The sequence below is a fragment of the Pseudomonas sp. Irchel s3a18 genome (genome assembly GCF_900187535.1).
GTDB lineage: Bacteria > Pseudomonadota > Gammaproteobacteria > Pseudomonadales > Pseudomonadaceae > Aquipseudomonas.
The window spans coordinates 13979-34240 of record NZ_FYDV01000014.1; the positions used below are offsets into that span (position 1 = coordinate 13979).

Here is a 20262-nt window from a genome sequence, read left to right on the forward strand (position 1 = left end):
AAGGAAGGCCGAAGCCCCCGATCACCTGCATTAATTACAGTGCATCTTTCAAAAAAACCGCCGCGTTGGGACAGACCGGAAGATGAAACACCGGTACGTTGCTCGCTACACATTTTTTGGAATCGCCCAGCAAAGACTGCTTGGTAATCGGCAACTCCTGCAATTCAGTCGAATCCACAGAAGTTGTATCAAGAAGGGAGCGTAGTCTACCGGAAAGCCCCTTTCAGCTCAAACCTTGATCGTTGATTGCTGGCTGCCATTGCAAAACGTAGCTCCCGCCAGCGCTACCGTCCAGCCCGGGCAGGTTTGCCACCGCGATCAATTGCTCATCGCAGTACAGCAGCGGCAATCTGCCACGGGCAAACAACGGCAAACGACTTTCATTGAGCAGTCGCTTGAGATCGCGATGCCCGCGACCGGGTAATGCCATGACCTCCCCGCCCTGCCGGTAGCGCACGCTGAGCGGGCCTTGGGGCGCGGTTCCGCGAATGGTGAGTTGGCCGTTGTCAGGCAGCAACAGTGGCATCGACGGATCAGCCCAGCACAGACCAAGCGGCGCGAGCGCCAGCCAGTCACGGGACAACCACCAGATGCGTCCATTGGCCCGATGCAGTTCACCGTCGGCCAGGCGCCAGACCGGCCGAGCATCCATGGCGGCCTCACGCACGTCGGTCCAACCCGACCAATGGTCACTGTCGGGCAAGCGCGATAACGGGCTCAGCCAATGACTGAGCGCATTGCGCTGGCGGGCAGCGGACAGTTTTTCCAACGCGTCCATCTCCAGAGAAGGCACGCCCAGCCAATCGAACTCACTGACGGTGGCAGCCTGCGCCAAGTCCATCCGGGCCAGCTCATCGAGCAATCCTTGTGCCTCACTCAAGTGTGCGGCGCTACGCGCCATGGTCGCAACAGCCTGGGGCCAACGTTGAGTGAGCGCCGGGATGATCTGTTGCCGCAGGAAATTGCGGGAGAACTGCTGGTCGGCGTTCGAAGGGTCCTCAACCCAGCTCAACCGATGCTCGGCGGCGTAGGCCTCAAGGTCAGCCCGGGAGACCTCCAGCAATGGCCGCACCAGATGCCCGTGCCCCAACGGGCGTTGCACTGGCATCGCCGCAAGCCCTCGCACCCCTGCCCCGCGCAACAGGCGAAACAGCAGGGTTTCGGCTTGATCGTCGCGGTGCTGGGCGGTCAGCAACACATCACCGGCTTGAGTCGCCTCGACGAAGGCGCCATAGCGCGCCTCACGGGCCGCCCGCTCGCGACTCGCCCCCATCGGCACCTGAACGCGAGCGACCGTCAACGGCACGCCCAACGCATCACACACTGCCTGACAATGTGCCGGCCACACATCGGCCGCAGCCTGAAGGCCGTGATGGACATGGATGGCCTTGAGCGCGGGCAACGTCTGTTTTTTTGCGAGTTGCACCAGAAGGTGCAGCAGGACGGTGGAGTCGAGGCCGCCGGAGAAGGCGATACGCCAGGTTGGCGCGGTGCGCCAGGGCGTCAAGTTCAGCAGGAGCTTGGCAGAAAGATCAATCATGGGCTGACTCATATCGATCACTTTGCACAAATCAAATGTGGGAGCGGCTTGCTCGCGAAGGCGGCTCAACAGTCAACACATCAGTTGATTGTTATACCGCTTTCGCGAGCAAGCCCGCTCCCACATCAAAGCGAGATCAGATCAGAGACCGTAGCTCATCAGACGCTCATAACGGCGGGCCAGCAGCGCGTCGTTATCGAACTTCTTCAGCATCTTCAGTTGCGAGCTCAGTTCGGCACGGATCGAGGCGGCAGCGGCGGCCGGATCACGGTGCGCACCACCCAACGGCTCACCGATCACTTTGTCGACGATACCCAGGCCTTTGAGGCGCTCTGCGGTAATACCCATGGCTTCGGCAGCATCCGGTGCCTTTTCCGCGGTTTTCCACAGGATCGAAGCACAGCCTTCCGGCGAGATCACCGCGTAGGTCGAATACTGCAGCATGTTCAACTGATCGCAAACGCCGATCGCCAATGCACCACCAGAACCACCTTCACCGATCACGGTGGCGATGATTGGGGTTTTCAGGCGCGCCATGACACGCAGGTTCCAGGCAATGGCCTCGCTCTGGTTACGCTCTTCAGCGTCGATACCCGGGTAGGCACCCGGCGTGTCGATGAAGGTCAGGATCGGCATTTTGAAACGCTCGGCCATTTCCATCAGGCGGCAGGCCTTGCGGTAGCCTTCCGGACGGGGCATGCCGAAGTTGCGACGCACCTTCTCGCGCACTTCGCGGCCTTTCTGGTGACCGATGACCATCACTGGCTGGTCATCCAGGCGGGCAACGCCCCCGACAATCGCGGCGTCATCGGAGAAGTGACGGTCACCGTGCAACTCGTCGAACTCGGTGAAGATGTGTTCGATGTAGTCCAGGGTGTACGGACGACGCGGATGACGCGCCAGACGTGCGATCTGCCAGCTGGTCAGCTTGCCGAAGATGTCCTCGGTCAGCGTGCTGCTCTTGTCCTGCAGGCGGGAGATCTCATCGCCGATATTCAGCGAATTGTCATTACCGACCAAGCGCAACTCTTCGATCTTGGCTTGCAGGTCGGCGATCGGCTGTTCGAAATCTAGAAAATTCGGGTTCATAGGCGTCCGTCTTGGGTCGACGTCCAAGTGTGCTTGGGTCGGCCGATTGTCTATTCGCGCCCTACCTTAAGGGACAGGCGCGTTCAGGTCGAGATTAAAAATTCGGGTCAGGGTCAGGGCGCTTCAATGGCCCCTGACCGTCAACGGTATTGGAGGAAGACGTTGTCTCGCCCGAACTGGTCACGCAGCGCTTGAATCAAGCTGTCTGCCGGATCGATTCGCCAGCCTTCGCCAAACTGCAGCAAGGCCTTGGCGTCGGGACGGGTGTACTCCAGGGTGATCGGGCACGCGCCGCGATGGCGCTTGAACAACTCACCCAGCCAGCGCAACTGATCGCCCTTGAGGTCCTGGGTCTGGACCTTCAGGCGCAGGCTTTCGGCCAGGTTAGTGCGTGCATCTTCCATGCTCATCACCCGCTTGACGCGCAACCGCAGGCCTCCGGAGAAGTCGTCATTGCTGACTTCGCCTTCGACCACCACCATCGCATCGGTCTGCAACAACGACTGCGCCGAGTGGAAGGCATCGGCAAACAAGGACGCTTCGATCCTGCCGGAACGGTCGTCGAGGGTGATGAAGCCCATCTTGTCGCCCTTTTTGTTTTTCATCACGCGCAGGGCGATGATCATGCCGGCGACGGTCTGGGTATCGCGGGCCGGCTTCAGGTCGATGATGCGTTGACGGGCAAAACGGCGAATCTCGCCCTCATACTCGTCGATCGGGTGTCCGGTCAGGTACAGGCCCAGGGTATCTTTCTCGCCTTTGAGGCGTTCCTTGAGCGTCAGCTCCTTGGCCTTGCGGTGATTGGCGTAGACATCGGCGTCTTCTTCCACGAACAGACCGCCAAACAGGTCGGCATGGCCACTGTCGTGGGTCCGCGCGGTCTGTTCGGCCGCCTTGATCGCTTCCTCCATGGCCGTCAGCAAGACCGCGCGATTGCGGTCGATGTTGGCCTGGTAGGCTTTCGGCTCATCATGGAAGTACGGCCCCAGGCGATCCAGCGCGCCGCTGCGGATCAAGCCATCGAGGGTACGCTTGTTGATGCGCTTGAGGTCGACCCGGGCGCAGAAATCGAACAGGTCCTCGAATGGCCCGTTCTGACGCGCTTCGGTAATCGCCTCCACCGGCCCTTCGCCAACCCCCTTGATCGCGCCCAGACCGTAGATAATGCGGCCTTCGTCGTTCACCGTGAACTTGAACTCCGACGTGTTCACGTCCGGCGCATCGAGGCGCAACTTCATGGTCCGCACTTCTTCGATCAAGGTCACGACCTTGTCGGTGTTGTGCATATCCGCCGACAGTACCGCCGCCATGAACGGTGCCGGGTAGTGAGCCTTCAGCCAGGCGGTCTGGTAAGACACCAGCCCGTAGGCCGCGGAGTGAGATTTGTTGAAGCCGTAACCGGCGAATTTCTCCACCAGGTCGAAAATGTTACCCGCAAGGTCGGCATCGATATTGTTGGATGCACAACCTTCGATGAAACCGCCGCGCTGCTTGGCCATTTCCTCAGGCTTTTTCTTGCCCATGGCCCGTCGCAGCATGTCCGCGCCACCGAGGGTGTAGCCGGCCATGACCTGGGCAATCTGCATCACCTGTTCCTGATACAGGATGATGCCGTAGGTCGGCGCCAATACAGGCTTGAGGCCTTCGTACTGGTAGTCCGAGTGTGGGTACGCCAGTTCCGCGCGACCGTGCTTACGGTTGATGAAGTCATCAACCATGCCCGACTGCAACGGGCCGGGACGGAACAACGCCACCAGTGCGATCAAGTCTTCCAGGCAGTCGGGCTTGAGCTTTTTGATCAGCTCTTTCATGCCGCGCGACTCAAGCTGGAACACCGCCGTGGTCTCGGCCTTTTGCAGCAGGCTGTAGGTCGGCTTGTCGTCCAGCGGGATGAACGCGATATCCAGCGGCGGCTCGTTGACCTTGGCGCGGTCACGGTTAATGGTTTTCAGCGCCCAGTCGATGATGGTCAGGGTCCGCAGACCGAGGAAGTCGAACTTCACCAGGCCGGCAGCCTCGACGTCATCCTTGTCGAACTGGGTCACCAGGCCTCCGCCCTCTTCGTCGCAATAGATCGGCGAGAAGTCGGTCAGCTTGGTCGGCGCGATCACCACGCCACCGGCGTGCTTGCCGACGTTACGCACAACGCCTTCAAGCTTGCGGGCCATTTCCCAGATTTCCGCGGCCTCTTCATCGACCTTGATGAAGTCACGCAGGATTTCTTCCTGCTCGTAGGCTTTTTCCAGAGTCATGCCGACTTCGAAGGGGATCATCTTCGACAGGCGATCCGCCAGGCCGTAGGACTTGCCCTGCACCCGCGCCACGTCACGGACCACCGCCTTGGCGGCCATGGAACCGAAGGTGATGATCTGGCTGACCGCGTTGCGACCATACTTCTCGGCCACGTAGTCGATAACGCGGTCGCGGCCGTCCATGCAGAAGTCAACGTCGAAGTCGGGCATGGAGACCCGTTCCGGGTTAAGGAAACGTTCGAACAGTAGGTCATATTCCAGCGGGTCGAGGTCGGTGATCTTCTGCACATAGGCCACCAGCGATCCGGCACCCGACCCACGGCCGGGGCCCACCGGGACGCCGTTGCTCTTGGCCCACTGGATAAAGTCCATCACGATCAGGAAGTAACCGGGGAACCCCATCTGGATGATGATATCCAGCTCGAAATTCAGCCGATCCACGTAGACCTGGCGCTTGGCCTCGTAGTCTTCGGTGGTGTCCTTGGGCAGCAGAACGGACAAGCGTTCTTCCAGGCCATCGAAGGACACCTTGCGGAAATACTCGTCGATGGTCATGCCATCGGGAATCGGGAAGTTGGGCAGGAAGTGTGTCCCCAGCTTCACTTCGATGTTGCAGCGCTTGGCGATCTCGACCGTATTTTCCAGCGCCTCGGGCAGGTCGCTGAACAGCTCGGCCATCTCCTCGGCGCTCTTGAGGTATTGCTGGTCGCTGTAGTTCTTCGAGCGCCGCGGATCGTCAAGGGCACGGCCCTCGCCGATGCACACGCGGGTTTCGTGGGCGGCGAAGTCTTCCTGCTTGATGAAGCGCACGTCGTTGGTGGCGACCAGCGGCGCGCCGATCTTATCGGCCAGGGCTACAGCGGCGTGCAGTTGTTCTTCGTCGTTTGGCCGGTTGGTGCGCTGGATCTCCAGATAGAAACGATCCGGGAACACCGCCATCCACTCGCGGGCCAGGGTTTCGGCTTCTTCCGGGTTGCCACTGAGCAGCGCGATACCAATCTCGCCCTCCTTCGCCGCCGTCAGCATGATCAAGCCTTCGTTGGCCTCGGCCACCCACTCGCGCTCGATGATGATCTGGCCATTGCGCTGACCATCGATAAAGCCGCGGGAAATCAGCTCGGTGAGGTTGCGATAGCCAGCGGCATTCATCACCAGAAAGCTGATCCGGCTGAGCGGGTTATCGGGGTCCTTGTTCGACAGCCACAAGTCGGCACCGCAGATCGGCTTGATCCCGGCACCCATGGTGTTTTTGTAGAACTTGACCAGGGAACACATGTTGTTCTGGTCGGTCACGGCCACGGCGGGCATGTTCATGCCGACCAGCGTCTTGACCAGCGGCTTGATCCGCACCAGGCCGTCGACCAGGGAGTATTCAGTGTGCAGGCGCAGGTGAACGAATGAAGCCGGCATAGTGATCCTGTCCAGAAACGTAAAGACAACAAGGCCCGGATTGTACCGGGCCTTGGCAAAAACATCAGCCTTGCGACTAGGGTCTGTTGACGTTGGGTGACGAAGCCAACGTCAACAGACCCTAGGTCTCGAGCAAACCCTCGCGCGCCTCGTACGCCAGCCTCACGGGGGCGAACGAGCGCCGGTGAATCGGCGTCGGTCCCAGGCGGGCCAAGGCTTCCAGATGAACGGGAGTCGGATAGCCCTTATGGCCACCGATGCCGTACCCCGGGTAAATCAATTCAAATGCCGCCATTTCCCGATCACGGCTGACTTTCGCCAGGATCGAGGCCGCCGCGATCGCCGGCACCTTGCTATCGCCCTTGACCACGGCCTCGGCCGGCATCGCCAGCTTCGGGCAGCGGTTGCCGTCGATCATCGCCAGTTTCGGCGTGACATGCAGCCCTTCGACCGCACGCTGCATGGCCAGCATGGTGGCATGCAGAATGTTCAGTTCGTCGATTTCCTCGACCTCGGCGCGGGCAATGCACCAGCTCAGGGCCTTTTCACGGATTTCGTCGTAGAGCTTCTCGCGACGCGCTTCGGTGAGTTTCTTGGAGTCATTGAGCCCGAGAATCGGCCGGTTCGGATCCAGGATCACCGCCGCCGTCACCACCGCGCCACACAACGGGCCACGGCCAACCTCGTCCACGCCAGCGACCAGGTCCTCGGCGTCTGCGACCAGGGTAAAGTCCAGCCCCATTTGCATCTTCACATTACTCATTGCGGGCTGCCGATCAGCGTGAGTACAGCTTCGGCCGCCTGGTTGGAGGCATCGCGGCGCAAGGTCCGGTGGATCTGGTCAAACCCGGTGGTTTGCTCTTCCCCACCATCGATCAGCGGCGACAGGGTCAACGCCAGCGCCTCGGGCGTTGCGTCGTCCTGCAGCAACTCGGGCACCAGCAGACGCTGGGCCAGCAAGTTGGGCAGCGAGATATAAGGGCTTTTGACCATGCGCTTGAGAATCCAGTAGGTCAGCGGCGCCAGGCGGTAGGCCACCACCATCGGCCGCTTGAACAACAGCGCCTCCAGCGTCGCAGTACCCGATGCAATCAATACCGCATTACAGGCCGCCAGCGCCTGGTGAGAACGCCCGTCGAGCAGGGTCACCGGTAAATCGCGACCGGCCAGCAGTTCTTCGAGCTGCACACGGCGCTGAGGACTGGCACAGGGTATGACAAACCGAACACCGGGGCGCATGGCGCGCAAACGCTCGGCGGCATCGAGGAACAAGCCCCCCAGGCGCCCGACCTCACCGCCACGGCTCCCCGGCATCAGGGCAACCAGCGGGCCGTCCGGCAGGCCCAGTTCGGCGCGTGCCGCCGAGCGGTCAGCCTCCAGCGGGATCGCATCGGCCAGGGTATGGCCGACAAACCGCACCGGCACGCCCTTCTCTTCATAGAATCGGGCTTCGAACGGCAGCAGCGTCAGCATCAGATCGCAGCCTTCGCGGATCTTCAGCACACGCTTCTGACGCCAGGCCCAGACCGAAGGGCTGACGTAGTGCACCGTCTTGATCCCGGCCTGACGCAATTTCAGTTCGATATTGAGGGTGAAGTCCGGCGCATCGATGCCAATGAACACATCGGGCTTTTCGGCGACCAGCGTCTTGATCAGCTTTTTGCGCCGGGCCAGGAGTTCACGCAACCGCCCCAGAACCTCCACCAACCCCATGACCGACAAGCGCTCCATGGGAAAGTAGGACACCAGGCCTTCGGCCTCCATCAGCGGGCCACCGACCCCGATGAACTCGACCACCGGATGCTGAGCCTTGAGTGCGCGCATCAATCCGGCGCCCAGAATATCGCCGGAGGCTTCACCCGCCACCAGCGCAATCCGCAGATTGGCCATGATCAGCGAGTAATGCCGCGAGTCGACGACTGGATCGAGTCGCGGAACACGGCGACTTCAGGAAACTGCGCCGAAGGCTCGGCCAGTTCGGCCAGCGCCTGCTCGACGGTCAGCCCCTGGCGGTACACCACCTTGTAGGCACGACGCAGGGCATGGATCGCCTCCTCACTGAATCCACGACGGCGCATGCCCTCGAAATTCATGCTGCGCGCTTCCGCCGGGTTACCGAACACCGTGACATAGGCCGGAACGTCCTTGCCAATGGCGGTACCCATGCCGGAAAAGCTGTGGGCGCCAATGTGGCAGTACTGATGAACCAGGGTGAAACCGGACAGGATCGCCCAGTCATCCACGTGCACGTGGCCGGCCAACGCCGTGTTGTTCACCAGAATGCAGTGATTACCGATAACGCTGTCATGGCCGATGTGGGCATAGGCCATGATCAGGTTGTGGTCACCCAGGGTGGTTTCTGAACGATCCTGAATGGTACCCCGGTGAATGGTCACCCCTTCACGGATGACATTGTGATCACCGATCACCAGGCGAGTTTCCTCACCTTTGTACTTCAGATCAGGCGTGTCCTCACCTACCGAGGAGAACTGGTAGATACGGTTATGCTTGCCGATCCGGGTCGGCCCCTTGAGCACCACGTGCGGGCCGATCACTGTTCCCTCGCCGATTTCCACACCTGCGCCGATGATCGACCAAGGGCCGACCTCGACGCCGTCAGCCAGAATGGCCGTCGGATCGATGATTGCGCGAGGGTCAATCAAACTCATAGTTTGCGTTCCGCACAGATGATTTCAGCCGAGCAGACCGGCTTGCCATCGACCGAAGCCTGGCATTCGAACTTCCAGATCTGGCGCTTGCAGCTCAGGAACTTGGCTTCAAGAATCAACTGGTCGCCCGGCAGCACCGGCTGGCGGAAGCGCAATTTGTCAGAGCCGACAAAGTAGTAAAGCGTGCCATCGGCCGGCTTCACGTCGAGCATTTTGAAACCAAGGATTCCGGCAGCCTGAGCCATCGCCTCGATGATCAGTACGCCCGGCATGATTGGATGCGCAGGGAAGTGACCATTGAAGAAGGGTTCGTTGATGCTGACATTCTTGTAGGCACGAATGCACTTGCCCTCAACATCCAGGTCCACTACCCGGTCCACCAGCAGGAACGGGTAACGGTGAGGCAGGTATTCGCGAATCTCGTTGATGTCCATCATTTCGGGGGGAAGCCTATGTAAAGATTGGGAGCGCGCGACGGACGCACACTCCTCTAGCAAATCAAGGAGGCAGTCTAACGGCTGTGCACACTTGATGTGGAAATGGTATCAGCCATCTGATGAAGCATTGCCGCCAGGGGTCACTTCCCCTACGTGCTTTTCCAGCTGTCGCAGGCGTCGCGCGATATCATCGAGCTGACGGATGCGTGCCGCGCTTTTGCGCCACTCGGCAGCCGGTTGCATGGCGGTACCGGACGAATAGGCACCCGGTTCGGTGATCGAATGGGTGACCATGGTCATGCCGGTCAGGAATACGTTGTCGCAGATATCGATATGCCCAACCAGGCCAACACCGCCAGCCAGCATGCAATGCTTGCCGATCTTGGTGCTGCCGGAAATCCCCACGCACGCCGCCATGGCGGTGTGATCACCGACCTGTACGTTGTGGGCGATCTGAATCTGGTTATCCAGCTTCACACCGTTGCCGATGATGGTGTCAGCCAACGCGCCGCGGTCGATAGCGGTATTTACGCCAATCTCCACGTCGTCGCCGATCGATACACCACCGACCTGGGCAATTTTCTGCCAGATGCCTTTCTCGTTGGCAAAACCGAAACCTTCGCCGCCCAGCACCGCACCGGACTGTATGACCACGCGCTTGCCGATGCGCACGTCGTGGTACAGCGTCACCCGCGGAGCCAGCCAGCCACCTTCACCGATCTCGCTGCGAGCGCCCACGAAGCAATGCGCACCGAGGGTCACCCCGGCAGCAATTCGCGCCGCACTCTCGATCACGACAAAAGGGCCAATACTCGCGGCCGGATCAACCACCGCATCCGCCGCAATCACCGCTGTCGGGTGAATACCGGCTGCCGACTTGGGCTTGGGATCAAACAGGTGGGAAACCCGCGCATAGGCGGCATAGGGGTCAGGCACGACCAGCGCATCCCCGGCAAACCCTTCGGCATCAGCGGCCTTCAGCAACACGGCTGCGGCCTGGCTGTCGGCCAGGTATTTACGGTATTGGGGGTTTGCCAGAAAGCTCAACTGAGCTGGGCCAGCCTCTTGCAAAGTGGCCAGCCCAGTAATGTCTTTTTCCGGGTCGCCACGAAGGGTGGCGCCGAGGAACTCGGCCAACTGGCCGAGCTTTTTAGTCACTGTCATGGATTACTTCAGCTGATTCATGCGCTCGATAACCTGGCGCGTGATGTCGTACTGAGGCTTGACATCAATCACTGCGCCACGCTCGAAGACCAGGTCAAAAGCACCTTTCTTGATGACTTCTTCCACAGCGCTGTCCAGTTTCGGCTTGAGCTGCTTCAGCATTTCACGGTCGGCAACGGCTTTGGCTTCGTTCAGTTCCTTGGACTGGAACTGGAAGTCACGGGCCTTTTGCTTGAACTCCAACTCAAGACGCTCACGCTCGCCCTGGGCCATCTTGTCGCCACCGCTCACCAGACGATCCTGGATGCCTTTGGCACTGCTTTCCAGGCTCTTGAGCTTGGACAGCTGCGGGCCGAACTTCTTCTCGGCATCCACGGCGTATTTCTTCGCCGCGTCAGACTCCAGCAGGGCCATCTGGTAGTTCAGTACCGCGATTTTCATCTCGGCAAATGCCGGGGTTGCTACCAGGACAGTTGCCAGGAGAACCAATTGAGTCAACTTACGCACGATGCACTCCTACAAAATCCATTGTCGTTATCTTGGGTCAGACTCTTAGAACGTCTGACCGAGGGAGAATTGGAACACTTGAGTATCAGCGTCGTCAGGCTTCTTCACCGGCATGGCCAGAGCAAAGCTCAAAGGACCCAATGCGGTAACCCAGGTCACGCCAACCCCCACGGAACTGGCCAGGTTGCTCAGGCTGACGTCGTTGCACTGCGTGTTGGACTTCGAGCCATTGGTGTTGGTGGTCTGCTCGCACTTGGAGTCGAATACGTTACCCACATCCCAGAACAGGGATGTACGCAACGAACGCTGGTCCTTGACGAATGGCATCGGGAACAACAGCTCCGCCCCCCCCTGGATCAGGACGTTACCACCAAACGGCAATGGATCCTGATCCGGGTCTTCCACGGTGCCTACGTTACCCGTACTACCTGCGCCACGACTCGGCGTACTGCGAGGACCCAGGCTGCTGTCCTTGAAGCCACGAACCGAGTTGAAGCCACCAGCATAGTAGTTTTCGTAGAATGGCAAGCCATCGGTCGAACCGTAACCGTCACCGTAACCCAGTTGGGTATGGAAACGCATGGTGTAGGTGTCGGTCAGCGGCTGGAACAACTGGCCACGGTAATCGAGCTTGAAGAACGACAGGTCGCTACCCGGGGTGGTCGCTTCCACGGTCACGCTCTGAGAGTGTCCACGGGTTGCCAATACACCTTTGTTCAGTGTCGATTCGGACCAGCCGGCCGACGCCTTGAAGTTCAGGTACTTGTCGCCTTCACGGTTCACGAAGTCGAAGATCTCGTCGACGGTGTACTGACCGGTCTGGATCTCGTCCTGCTGCGCGGTCAGGCCAAAGGTCAGGCGCGACGTCTCGCTGATCGGATAACCGACGCTGACACCGGCACCCAGGCTGTCAACCGAATAGCTGGAAACGTCAGTATCGAGCTCATCGTAGTCGGTGGTGCGATAGAACGCGTTGTAGCCCAGGCTCACGCCATCGGCCGTCCAGTAGGGGTCCACATAACCGAAGTTATAGCGGCTCTGGTATTCACTGCGGGTCAAGCCGATGCTGACCTTGTTACCCGTACCCAGGAAGTTGTTCTGCGTGATCGAGCCACCCAGGATCAGACCGGCGCTCTGGGCAAAACCGACGCTGGCGGTAATGGAGCCGGAGGCCTGCTCTTCAACGCTGTAGTTCACGTCAACCTGGTCATCGACACCCGGCACGGCCGGCGTCTCGACGTTGACTTCCTTGAAGAAGCCCAAACGTTCCAGGCGGACCTTGGACTGGTCGATCAGGTAGGTCGAAGCCCAGCCACCTTCCATCTGACGCATTTCACGACGCAGCACTTCGTCTTCCGACTTGGTGTTGCCACGGAAGTTGATGCGGTTCACGTAAGCGCGCTTGCCCGGATCGACCACAAAGGTGATATCAACCGTGTGATCGTCGTCATGGGGCTGAGGCACGCCGTTGACGTTGGCGAAGGTATAGCCCTCGTTACCCAGGCGGCGGGTGATCAGGTCGGAGGTGGTGGTCATCAGCTTGCGCGAGAACACCTGGCCTTTTTGCACCAGCAACAGCGCCTTGACCTGGTCTTCAGGGACTTTCAGGTCACCACTGAGCTTCACGTCACGAACGTTGTACTTCTGGCCTTCGTTGACGTTGACGGTGATGTAGACGTGCTTTTTATCCGGGGTGATGGACACCTGGGTCGAGGCGATATCCATGTTGATATAGCCACGGTCCAGGTAGTAGGAACGCAGACGCTCCAGGTCACCGGACAGTTTTTCACGCGCGTACTTGTCGTCGTTCTTGAAGAACGACAACCAGTTGGTGGTCTTGAGTTCGAACAGGTCGATCAGGTCTTCATCGGCAAATACCGTGTTACCCACCACGTTGATGTGCTGGATCGCGGCAACGGTGCCTTCGTTGATATTGACCTTGAGGCCAACGCGGTTGCGCGGCTGAGGAACGACTTCGGTATCGACGGTCGCCGAGTAGCGGCCCTGGGCTACGTACTGACGCTGCAGTTCGTTACGCACCCCTTCAAGGGTCGCACGCTGGAAGATCTCGCCTTCAGCCAGACCGGACTGCTTGAGGCCTTTCATCAAGTCTTCAGTGGAGATCGCCTTGTTGCCTTCGATCTCGATACTGGCAACCGACGGGCGCTCGACTACCGTGATGACCAGGACATTGCCATCACGACCCAGCTGGATATCCTGAAAGAAACCGGTTTTGAACAGCGCACGAGTAGACTCCACCAAGCGACGATCGTCCGCCTGGTCACCGACGTTCAACGGCAAGGCACCAAAGACGCTACCCGCGGATACCCGCTGGAGGCCATTGACGCGAATATCGGAGATAGTGAAGGACTCGGCGTGAACTTCGGCGATCATCAATACGGTGAAAACCGCAGTTAGCAGCAGACGTTTCATGAAGTCCTTTCTTATTCCAACTGGCAATAAACAAACTGCCGCAAAATGCGGCAGATTCGCAATTCAGCGAAGCGTTACAGTCGACCCAGATCGTTGACCAGAGCAAGCAACATCACCCCGATCACCAAACTGATACCGATCTGTATCCCCCAACCTTGCACCCGATCCGACAAGGGACGACCACGCGCCCACTCGATCAGATAAAACAACAAATGCCCCCCATCCAGTACAGGAATGGGCAACAAATTCAGAACCCCCAGGCTAATACTCAGATAAGCAAGGAAATTCAGGAAATCAGCAACACCCGACTGGGCAGAAGCGCCCGCCACTTTAGCAATGGTTATCGGTCCACTCAAGTTTTTTACCGAGAGCTCACCGAACAACATTTTCTTGAGCGAATCGAGGGTCAGCACACTCATGGTCCAGGTGCGTCGCGCACCTTCGCCAATGGCCGCGACAGGACCAAAGCTGACTTCACGAACCATCTCTGGTGGCCATTCGACAGCTTTCACGCCGGCGCCCAGGTAACCGCTGGCCGCTTTCGTATCACCACGCGCAGCCAAGGTGACAGGGACGTCGATTTGAGCACCGTCACGCTCGACACGCAGCACAATTTTGGTATCAGGACGTACACGAACCTGGTCCACCACTTGTTGCCAGTCGTTCAACGCCTGGCCATCCAGCGCCAGCAGGCGGTCACCGGTCTTCAAGCCGGCGGCTTGCGCCGGCCCTTTGGGGTCGAGCTCAGCCAACACCGGCGGCAAGGCCGGACGCCACGGACGAATACCGAGCGAACGAATAGGATCTGGCTCATCGGTACCCTTGAGCCATTGATCAAGCACCAGCTCACGAGGAGAGTCGGCACTGGAGCCCTGCTCACGCACCAACAGATGAACGGTCCCGCTTTCACCCAGGCGCCGGATCAACTGCAAATTGACTTCCCCCCACCCTGTCGTCGCCTCGCCGTCGACAGCCGTGATTTCCTGCCCCGGACTCAAGCCCGCCTTCGCGGCAATACTACCGGCCTCGACACCACCAATGACCGGACGCACCTGCTCGCTGCCCAGCATCGCCAGGCCCCAGAAGAACACGAAGGCCAACAGGAAGTTAGCGATAGGGCCCGCCGCAACGATTGCAATGCGCTGACGGACCGATTTGCGATTGAAGGATTGATCAAGCTGATCCGCTGGTACTTCGCCTTCACGCTCATCGAGCATTTTCACGTAGCCACCCAAGGGGATGGCTGCGATCACGAACTCGGTGCCACGCCGATCATGCCAGCGCAGCAGCGGCATGCCGAAGCCCACGGAGAAACGCAGCACCTTGACGCCACAGCGACGCGCGACCCAGAAATGGCCAAATTCGTGAAAGGTGACCAGCACGCCCAAGGCCACCAGGGTGCCAACAATCATATAGAGCGCGCTCATCTACTTTCTCCGCAATCCTATTCAGCGCCGCCGCGAGCAAACGCGCGGCAACACTTATCGCCCGTGACGACTCATCCAACGCTCGGCCAGCAGCCGAGCCTTGGCGTCCGCCGTGAACACCGCATCAAGGTCATCGACCGGCACAACAGGCTCAAGGTTCAACACCTCTTCAATGATACTCGCGATCTCAAGGTAACGGACACGCCCGTCCAGAAAGGCTGCAACCGCCACTTCATTGGCGGCATTGAGCATGGCCGGGGCGCTGTTTCCCGCCTCCGCGGCCTGACGCGCCAGACGCAAGCACGGGAAACGCGCCTCGTCGGGCGCCTGGAAATCCAGGCGCGCAATGGCAAACAGGTCAAGCGGTGCGACACCGGAGTCGATCCGCTCAGGCCACGCCAGTGCATTGGCGATGGGCGTGCGCATATCCGGATTGCCCAATTGCGCCAGCACCGAACCGTCAACGTAGTCGACCAGCGAATGAATCACGCTTTGCGGGTGGATCACCACTTCGACCTGCGACGGCCGGGCATCGAACAACCAGCAAGCCTCGATCAGCTCCAGGCCCTTGTTCATCATGCTGGCCGAATCGACCGAAATCTTGCGCCCCATCGACCAGTTGGGATGAGCGCAGGCCTGGTCAGGCGTCACATGCGCCAACTCTGCCATGGAGGTTTGCCGGAACGGGCCGCCAGAAGCGGTCAGCAATATCCGCCGAACGCCGACAGCGCCGAGCCCGCGGGAAAAATCGGCGGGCATGCACTGAAAGATCGCGTTGTGCTCGCTATCGATGGGCAGCAGCACTGACCCACTCTTGTGCACGGCCTGCATGAACAGGGCGCCGGACATCACCAGCGCCTCCTTGTTGGCCAGCAGGATCTTCTTGCCCGCCTCGACCGCCGCTAGCGTCGGACGCAGGCCCGCCGCTCCGACAATGGCCGCCATCACCGCATCGACTTCGGCGTCGGAGGCCACCTGGCACAACCCCTCCTCCCCCACCAGCACGCACGTCGACAGGCCGGCAGCCTTCAGCGCCTCCTGAAGACTTCGAGCCGCCAGAGGCTCGGGAACAACGGCAAAGCGCGGCACATGACGGATGCACAACGCCAGCAACTCATTCAGCCGCGAGAAGCCGCTCAGGGCGAAAACCTGATAGCGCTCCGGATGACGGGCAATCACATCCAGGGTGCTCAGGCCGATGGAGCCGGTCGCCCCCAGGACGGTAATCTGTTGTGGACGGCTCACGGTGCCGCCATCCACAGCAACACTGCAAACACGGGAATCGCCGCCGTCAGGCTGTCGATACGATCCAAAATCCCGCCATGGCCAGGCAGCAGGTTACTGCTGTCCTTGATCCCCGACTGGCGCTTGAACATGCTCTCGGTCAAATCACCCACCACCGAAATGAAGACGATGACAGCAGCACCGATCAACCCCTTGAGCATCTCACCGAGCGTCCAATCGCGCACCAGCCCTACGACCAGGGTGATGACCAGACTCAGCAGCAAGCCACCGTACACGCCCTCCCAGCTCTTGCCGGGACTGACCTGCGGTGCAAGCTTGCGCTTGCCAAAAGCCCGACCGGAGAAGTAAGCACCAATGTCAGCGCCCCAGACCAGCACCATGACCGCCATGATCAGCCAGTTACCCAACGGCTGCTGCTTGATCAGGATCAGGCCCTGCCAGGCTGGCAACAGGATCAACAGGCCGATCACCAGCTTGCAGGCCGCACTGGCCCAATGCTCGCTGGTTCTGGGATAGGTCAGCACCAGGAAGGTCGCCACCGCCCACCACAGCACGGCTGCCCCCAGCACCCACGGCGCCAGGCCCGGCACCAGGTGCATGACAAACAGGATCGCCGCCACCACTGCCGCATAGGCCACACGGATCGGTTGCTCGGTGAAACCTGCCAGGCGCGCCCACTCCCAGGCACCGAGGGTCACGACCAGGCCGATGAACAGCGCAAAGCCGGAGCCTTCGAGCAGAAAAAAGCCGCACAAGGCGATGGGCAGCAGGATCAGTGCCGTGATGATTCGTTGTTTAAGCATTAAACCCGGGCTCCAGCTTCGACCTGCTCGCTCGTTTTACCGAAGCGACGCTGACGAGAGGCGAAATCGACCAGCGCATTGCGCATGGCTTCGTGTTTGAAGTCCGGCCAGAACAGGTCGGAGAAATACAACTCGGCGTAGGCCAGCTGCCACAACAGGAAGTTGCTGATGCGATGCTCGCCGCCGGTACGAATGCACAAGTCCGGCAACGGCAGATCCCCCGTGGACAGGCAGGTCTGCAGCAACTCGGGCGTGATGTCCTCGGGACGCAAGTGACCGGCCTGGACTTCCCGCGCCAGGCGCTGTGCGGCCTGGGCGATATCCCACTGCCCACCGTAGTTGGCCGCGATCTGCAGGACAAAGCGATTGGCACCGGCCGTCATCGCCTCGGCCTCGCGCATGGCAGCCTGAAGCTCTGGATGAAAGCGCGAACGATCACCGATGATACGCAAGGCGATGTTGTTATCGTTGAGGCGCTTGGCCTCGCGACGCAACGCCTTGAAAAACAGATCCATCAAGGCACTGACTTCATCGGCCGGGCGCTGCCAGTTTTCACTGGAGAACGCGAACAACGTCAGAACCTCGACACCCGACTCAGCGCACACCTCGATAACGGCGCGCACCGCATCGACACCCGCCTTGTGCCCGGCAACGCCGGGCAAGAAACGTTTTTTTGCCCAGCGATTATTGCCATCCATGATGATCGCGACGTGGCGCGGCACCGTGGACAGCACAGGCTGCTTGGTCTTTTCCATGAAAGCGCGACCCTTATACGGCCATCAAATCCGCTTCTTTTTGCTTCACGGCGACTTCGATTTCAGCAACGAACTTGTCGGTCAACTTCTGGACATCGTCAGCAGCACGACGCTCTTCGTCTTCGCTGATTTCTTTCTCTTTGACCAGATCCTTGAGCTGGCTCAGCGCGTCACGACGGATATTACGCACCGCCACACGAGCATCTTCCGCCGCTTCACGCGCCTGCTTGGTGAAGCCCTTACGGGTTTCTTCAGTCAGCGCTGGCATGGAGATCAGCAGCAGCTCACCCAGGTTGGTCGGATTCAGGTTCAGACCGGCGCTCTGGATCGCCTTGTCGACGGCCGCCAGCATGTTGCGCTCGAAAGCGACGACTTGCAGGGTGCGAGAGTCCTTCACGGTCACGTTAGCCACTTGGCTAATCGGGGTATCGGCGCCGTAGTAAGGCACCATCACGCTGCCCAGAATGCTCGGGTGCGCCTTGCCGGTACGGATCTGGCTGAATGCTTTAGCCAGGGAATCCATGGATTTGCTCATGCGCTCTTGAGCGTCTTTCTTGATTTCGTTGATCATTGTTCGCCTTCCTCGATCAGAGTCCCTTCAGCGCCGCCATGTACGATGTTCAGCAGGGCGCCGGGCTTGTTCATGTTAAATACGCGCAGCGGCATCTTGTGGTCGCGGCACAGGCAAATTGCCGTCAGATCCATCACACCCAGCTTGCGATCCAGCACTTCATCGTAGGTCAGATGATCGAACTTCTCGGCATGCGGGTCCTTGAATGGGTCTGCAGTGTACACACCGTCAACCTTGGTCGCTTTCAGTACCACGTCGGCATCGATCTCGATCGCTCGCAGGCACGCTGCCGAGTCGGTCGTGAAGAACGGGTTGCCAGTACCGGCAGCGAAGATCACCACTTCCTTGGCGTTCAGGTGGCGCATGGCTTTGCGGCGATCATAGTGATCGGTTACGCCCACCATGGAAATAGCCGACATCACGATGGCCGAGATATTGGCACGCTCCAGCGCATCGCGCATGGCCAGGGCATTCATCACAGTGGCCAGCATGCCCATGTGGTCGCCGGTGACCCGATCCATGCCGGCCGCACTCAGTGCCGCGCCGCGGAACAGGTTGCCACCGCCAATGACCAGACCAACCTGAACGCCGATACCGACCAACTGGCCGACTTCCAGCGCCATGCGGTCCAGCACCTTGGGATCAATCCCGAACTCTTCGGAGCCCATCAGGGCCTCGCCGCTAAGCTTGAGTAGAATGCGTTTATAGCGAGCCTGATAACCACTGCCCTGCTGAGCCATTGCGAATCTCTCCTGCGGCGTATTTTAAAAAATTCTTTGCGGGCTGTTTGCAGCCTGCGTTCACTCTAGCTTGACGCTATCACAGCGCCATCAGAACACGGCTTTGTAAGCCAGTTCCGATGAGAAGCCAAATAAATTGGCCTTTGCATCTGAAAAGAGGCTGCGCGCGTGAGCGGGCAGCCTCTTTCGGGCGACAGTTAAAAAACCGTCTTATTGCTTGGCGGCAGCCAGCTGAGCTGCAACTTCTTCTGCGAAGTTATCAACTGGCTTCTCGATGCCTTCGCCTACTTTGAAGTAGGTGAAGGAAACGATTTCAGCGCCGGCTTTCTTGGCCAAGGCACCCACGGTGAGCTCTGGATTCATGACGAAAGCTTGCTCGACCAGGCTGGCTTCAGCCAGGAACTTGGTGATACGGCCGCCAATCATCTTCTCGACGATTTCAGCTGGCTTGCCTTTCATCTTGTCTTCGTTGAGGCTCAGGAAGACCGCTTTTTCACGCTCGATGGCTTCTGGCGAAACCTGCGATGGCAGCAGGAACTCAGGGTTGCTTGCCGCCACGTGCATGGCGATCTCTTTGGCCAGTTGAACATCACCGCCCTTGAGAACAACAGCAACACCGATCTTGTTACCGTGCAGGTAGGTGCCGACAACGTCACCCTCTACGCGCACCAGGCGACGGATGTTGACGTTTTCGCCAACTTTGGCCACCAGGGCTTCACGAGCCGATTCCTGAGCGGCGATCAGCGGAGCTGCGTCGGTCAGTTTTTCGGCGAAGGCTTTTTCTACGCTGGCAGCAACGAAGTTTTTGAAGTCATCTTGCAGGGCCAGGAAGTCGGTCTGCGAGTTCACTTCCAGCAGCACGGCCGACTTGTCGTCAGCCTTGATGGCGATAGCGCCTTCAGCAGCAATGTTGCCTGCTTTCTTGGCAGCCTTGATGGCGCCCGAAGCACGCATGTCATCAATGGCTTTTTCGATGTCGCCGCCAGCCTTGGTCAAGGCTTTCTTGCAGTCCATCATGCCTTCGCCGGTACGCTCGCGCAGTTCTTTGACCAACGCTGCAGTAATCTCTGCCATTTCAAAATTCCTCTTGGATAGGTTATCAACCATTCCACCCGATCGAACGGGCGTTCAATTCTTCCCGAACCACCCTTGTTAGCTGCCGCACGTTACAGATAGAGCAGTGGGCGCCGACAAATGGTTTTCGAGGTGGCAAAAAGGGG

General features: G+C 59.5%; 17 protein-coding genes. All 17 read right to left on the bottom strand.

The genetic code is table 11. The annotated features are described in order from the left end of the window. Nucleotides 1–223: 223 nt before the first annotated feature. Complete coding sequence (gene tilS / locus CKW29_RS18430) at nt 224–1552, bottom strand: tRNA lysidine(34) synthetase TilS (protein WP_095146547.1); 1329 nt, start codon at nt 1550–1552, stop codon at nt 224–226. Between the two features lie 129 nt (nt 1553–1681). Further along, nucleotides 1682–2629 carry an acetyl-CoA carboxylase carboxyltransferase subunit alpha gene (locus CKW29_RS18435; RefSeq protein WP_095148919.1) on the bottom strand — a complete coding sequence of 316 codons (948 nt, stop codon included), beginning with the start codon at nt 2627–2629 and terminating at the stop codon, nt 1682–1684. A 140-nt stretch (nt 2630–2769) separates the two neighbouring features. Next, nucleotides 2770–6291, bottom strand: a complete 3522-nt coding sequence (gene dnaE, locus CKW29_RS18440; RefSeq protein ID WP_095146545.1) for a DNA polymerase III subunit alpha — start codon at nt 6289–6291, stop codon at nt 2770–2772. Between the two features lie 121 nt (nt 6292–6412). Further along, nucleotides 6413–7039 carry a ribonuclease HII gene (gene rnhB / locus CKW29_RS18445; RefSeq protein ID WP_095146544.1) on the bottom strand — a complete coding sequence of 209 codons (627 nt, stop codon included), beginning with the start codon at nt 7037–7039 and terminating at the stop codon, nt 6413–6415. Nucleotides 7040–7050: 11 nt separating this feature from the next. After that, nucleotides 7051–8181 (bottom strand): lipid-A-disaccharide synthase, encoded by a 1131-nt coding sequence (gene lpxB, locus CKW29_RS18450; RefSeq protein ID WP_095146543.1) that lies wholly within the window; start codon nt 8179–8181, stop codon nt 7051–7053. 2 nt (nt 8182–8183) lie between these two features. Next, complete coding sequence (gene lpxA / locus CKW29_RS18455) at nt 8184–8960, bottom strand: acyl-ACP--UDP-N-acetylglucosamine O-acyltransferase (RefSeq protein ID WP_095146542.1); 777 nt, start codon at nt 8958–8960, stop codon at nt 8184–8186. Then, nucleotides 8957–9397: a 3-hydroxyacyl-ACP dehydratase FabZ gene (gene fabZ / locus CKW29_RS18460; protein ID WP_095146541.1), complete on the bottom strand. Its 441-nt coding sequence runs from the start codon at nt 9395–9397 to the stop codon at nt 8957–8959. Before fabZ ends, lpxA begins: the two co-directional genes overlap by 4 nt. 108 nt (nt 9398–9505) lie before the next feature. Continuing rightward, nucleotides 9506–10561 carry a UDP-3-O-(3-hydroxymyristoyl)glucosamine N-acyltransferase gene (gene lpxD, locus CKW29_RS18465; protein WP_095146540.1) on the bottom strand — a complete coding sequence of 352 codons (1056 nt, stop codon included), beginning with the start codon at nt 10559–10561 and terminating at the stop codon, nt 9506–9508. Nucleotides 10562–10564: 3 nt separating this feature from the next. After that, nucleotides 10565–11068 carry an OmpH family outer membrane protein gene (locus CKW29_RS18470; RefSeq protein ID WP_095146539.1) on the bottom strand — a complete coding sequence of 168 codons (504 nt, stop codon included), beginning with the start codon at nt 11066–11068 and terminating at the stop codon, nt 10565–10567. Nucleotides 11069–11113: 45 nt separating this feature from the next. Beyond that, nucleotides 11114–13501: an outer membrane protein assembly factor BamA gene (gene bamA, locus CKW29_RS18475; protein WP_095146538.1), complete on the bottom strand. Its 2388-nt coding sequence runs from the start codon at nt 13499–13501 to the stop codon at nt 11114–11116. A gap of 74 nt (nt 13502–13575) precedes the next feature. Next, nucleotides 13576–14928: a sigma E protease regulator RseP gene (rseP, locus tag CKW29_RS18480; RefSeq protein ID WP_095146537.1), complete on the bottom strand. Its 1353-nt coding sequence runs from the start codon at nt 14926–14928 to the stop codon at nt 13576–13578. Between the two features lie 54 nt (nt 14929–14982). Beyond that, nucleotides 14983–16173: a 1-deoxy-D-xylulose-5-phosphate reductoisomerase gene (ispC, locus tag CKW29_RS18485; RefSeq protein ID WP_095148934.1), complete on the bottom strand. Its 1191-nt coding sequence runs from the start codon at nt 16171–16173 to the stop codon at nt 14983–14985. Continuing rightward, nucleotides 16170–16976, bottom strand: a complete 807-nt coding sequence (locus CKW29_RS18490) for a phosphatidate cytidylyltransferase (RefSeq protein ID WP_095146536.1) — start codon at nt 16974–16976, stop codon at nt 16170–16172. Before CKW29_RS18490 ends, ispC begins: the two co-directional genes overlap by 4 nt. Then, nucleotides 16976–17731 (bottom strand): polyprenyl diphosphate synthase, encoded by a 756-nt coding sequence (gene uppS, locus CKW29_RS18495; protein WP_095077478.1) that lies wholly within the window; start codon nt 17729–17731, stop codon nt 16976–16978. Before uppS ends, CKW29_RS18490 begins: the two co-directional genes overlap by 1 nt. 13 nt (nt 17732–17744) lie before the next feature. After that, the gene (gene frr / locus CKW29_RS18500; RefSeq protein WP_095146535.1) at nt 17745–18302 is read right to left on the bottom strand and encodes a ribosome recycling factor; all 558 of its coding nucleotides are present in this window, start codon (nt 18300–18302) and stop codon (nt 17745–17747) included. Further along, the gene (gene pyrH, locus CKW29_RS18505; RefSeq protein WP_019692086.1) at nt 18299–19042 is read right to left on the bottom strand and encodes a UMP kinase; all 744 of its coding nucleotides are present in this window, start codon (nt 19040–19042) and stop codon (nt 18299–18301) included. Before pyrH ends, frr begins: the two co-directional genes overlap by 4 nt. 210 nt (nt 19043–19252) lie before the next feature. Further along, nucleotides 19253–20116, bottom strand: a complete 864-nt coding sequence (gene tsf / locus CKW29_RS18510) for a translation elongation factor Ts (RefSeq protein ID WP_095146534.1) — start codon at nt 20114–20116, stop codon at nt 19253–19255. Nucleotides 20117–20262: the final 146 nt, after the last annotated feature.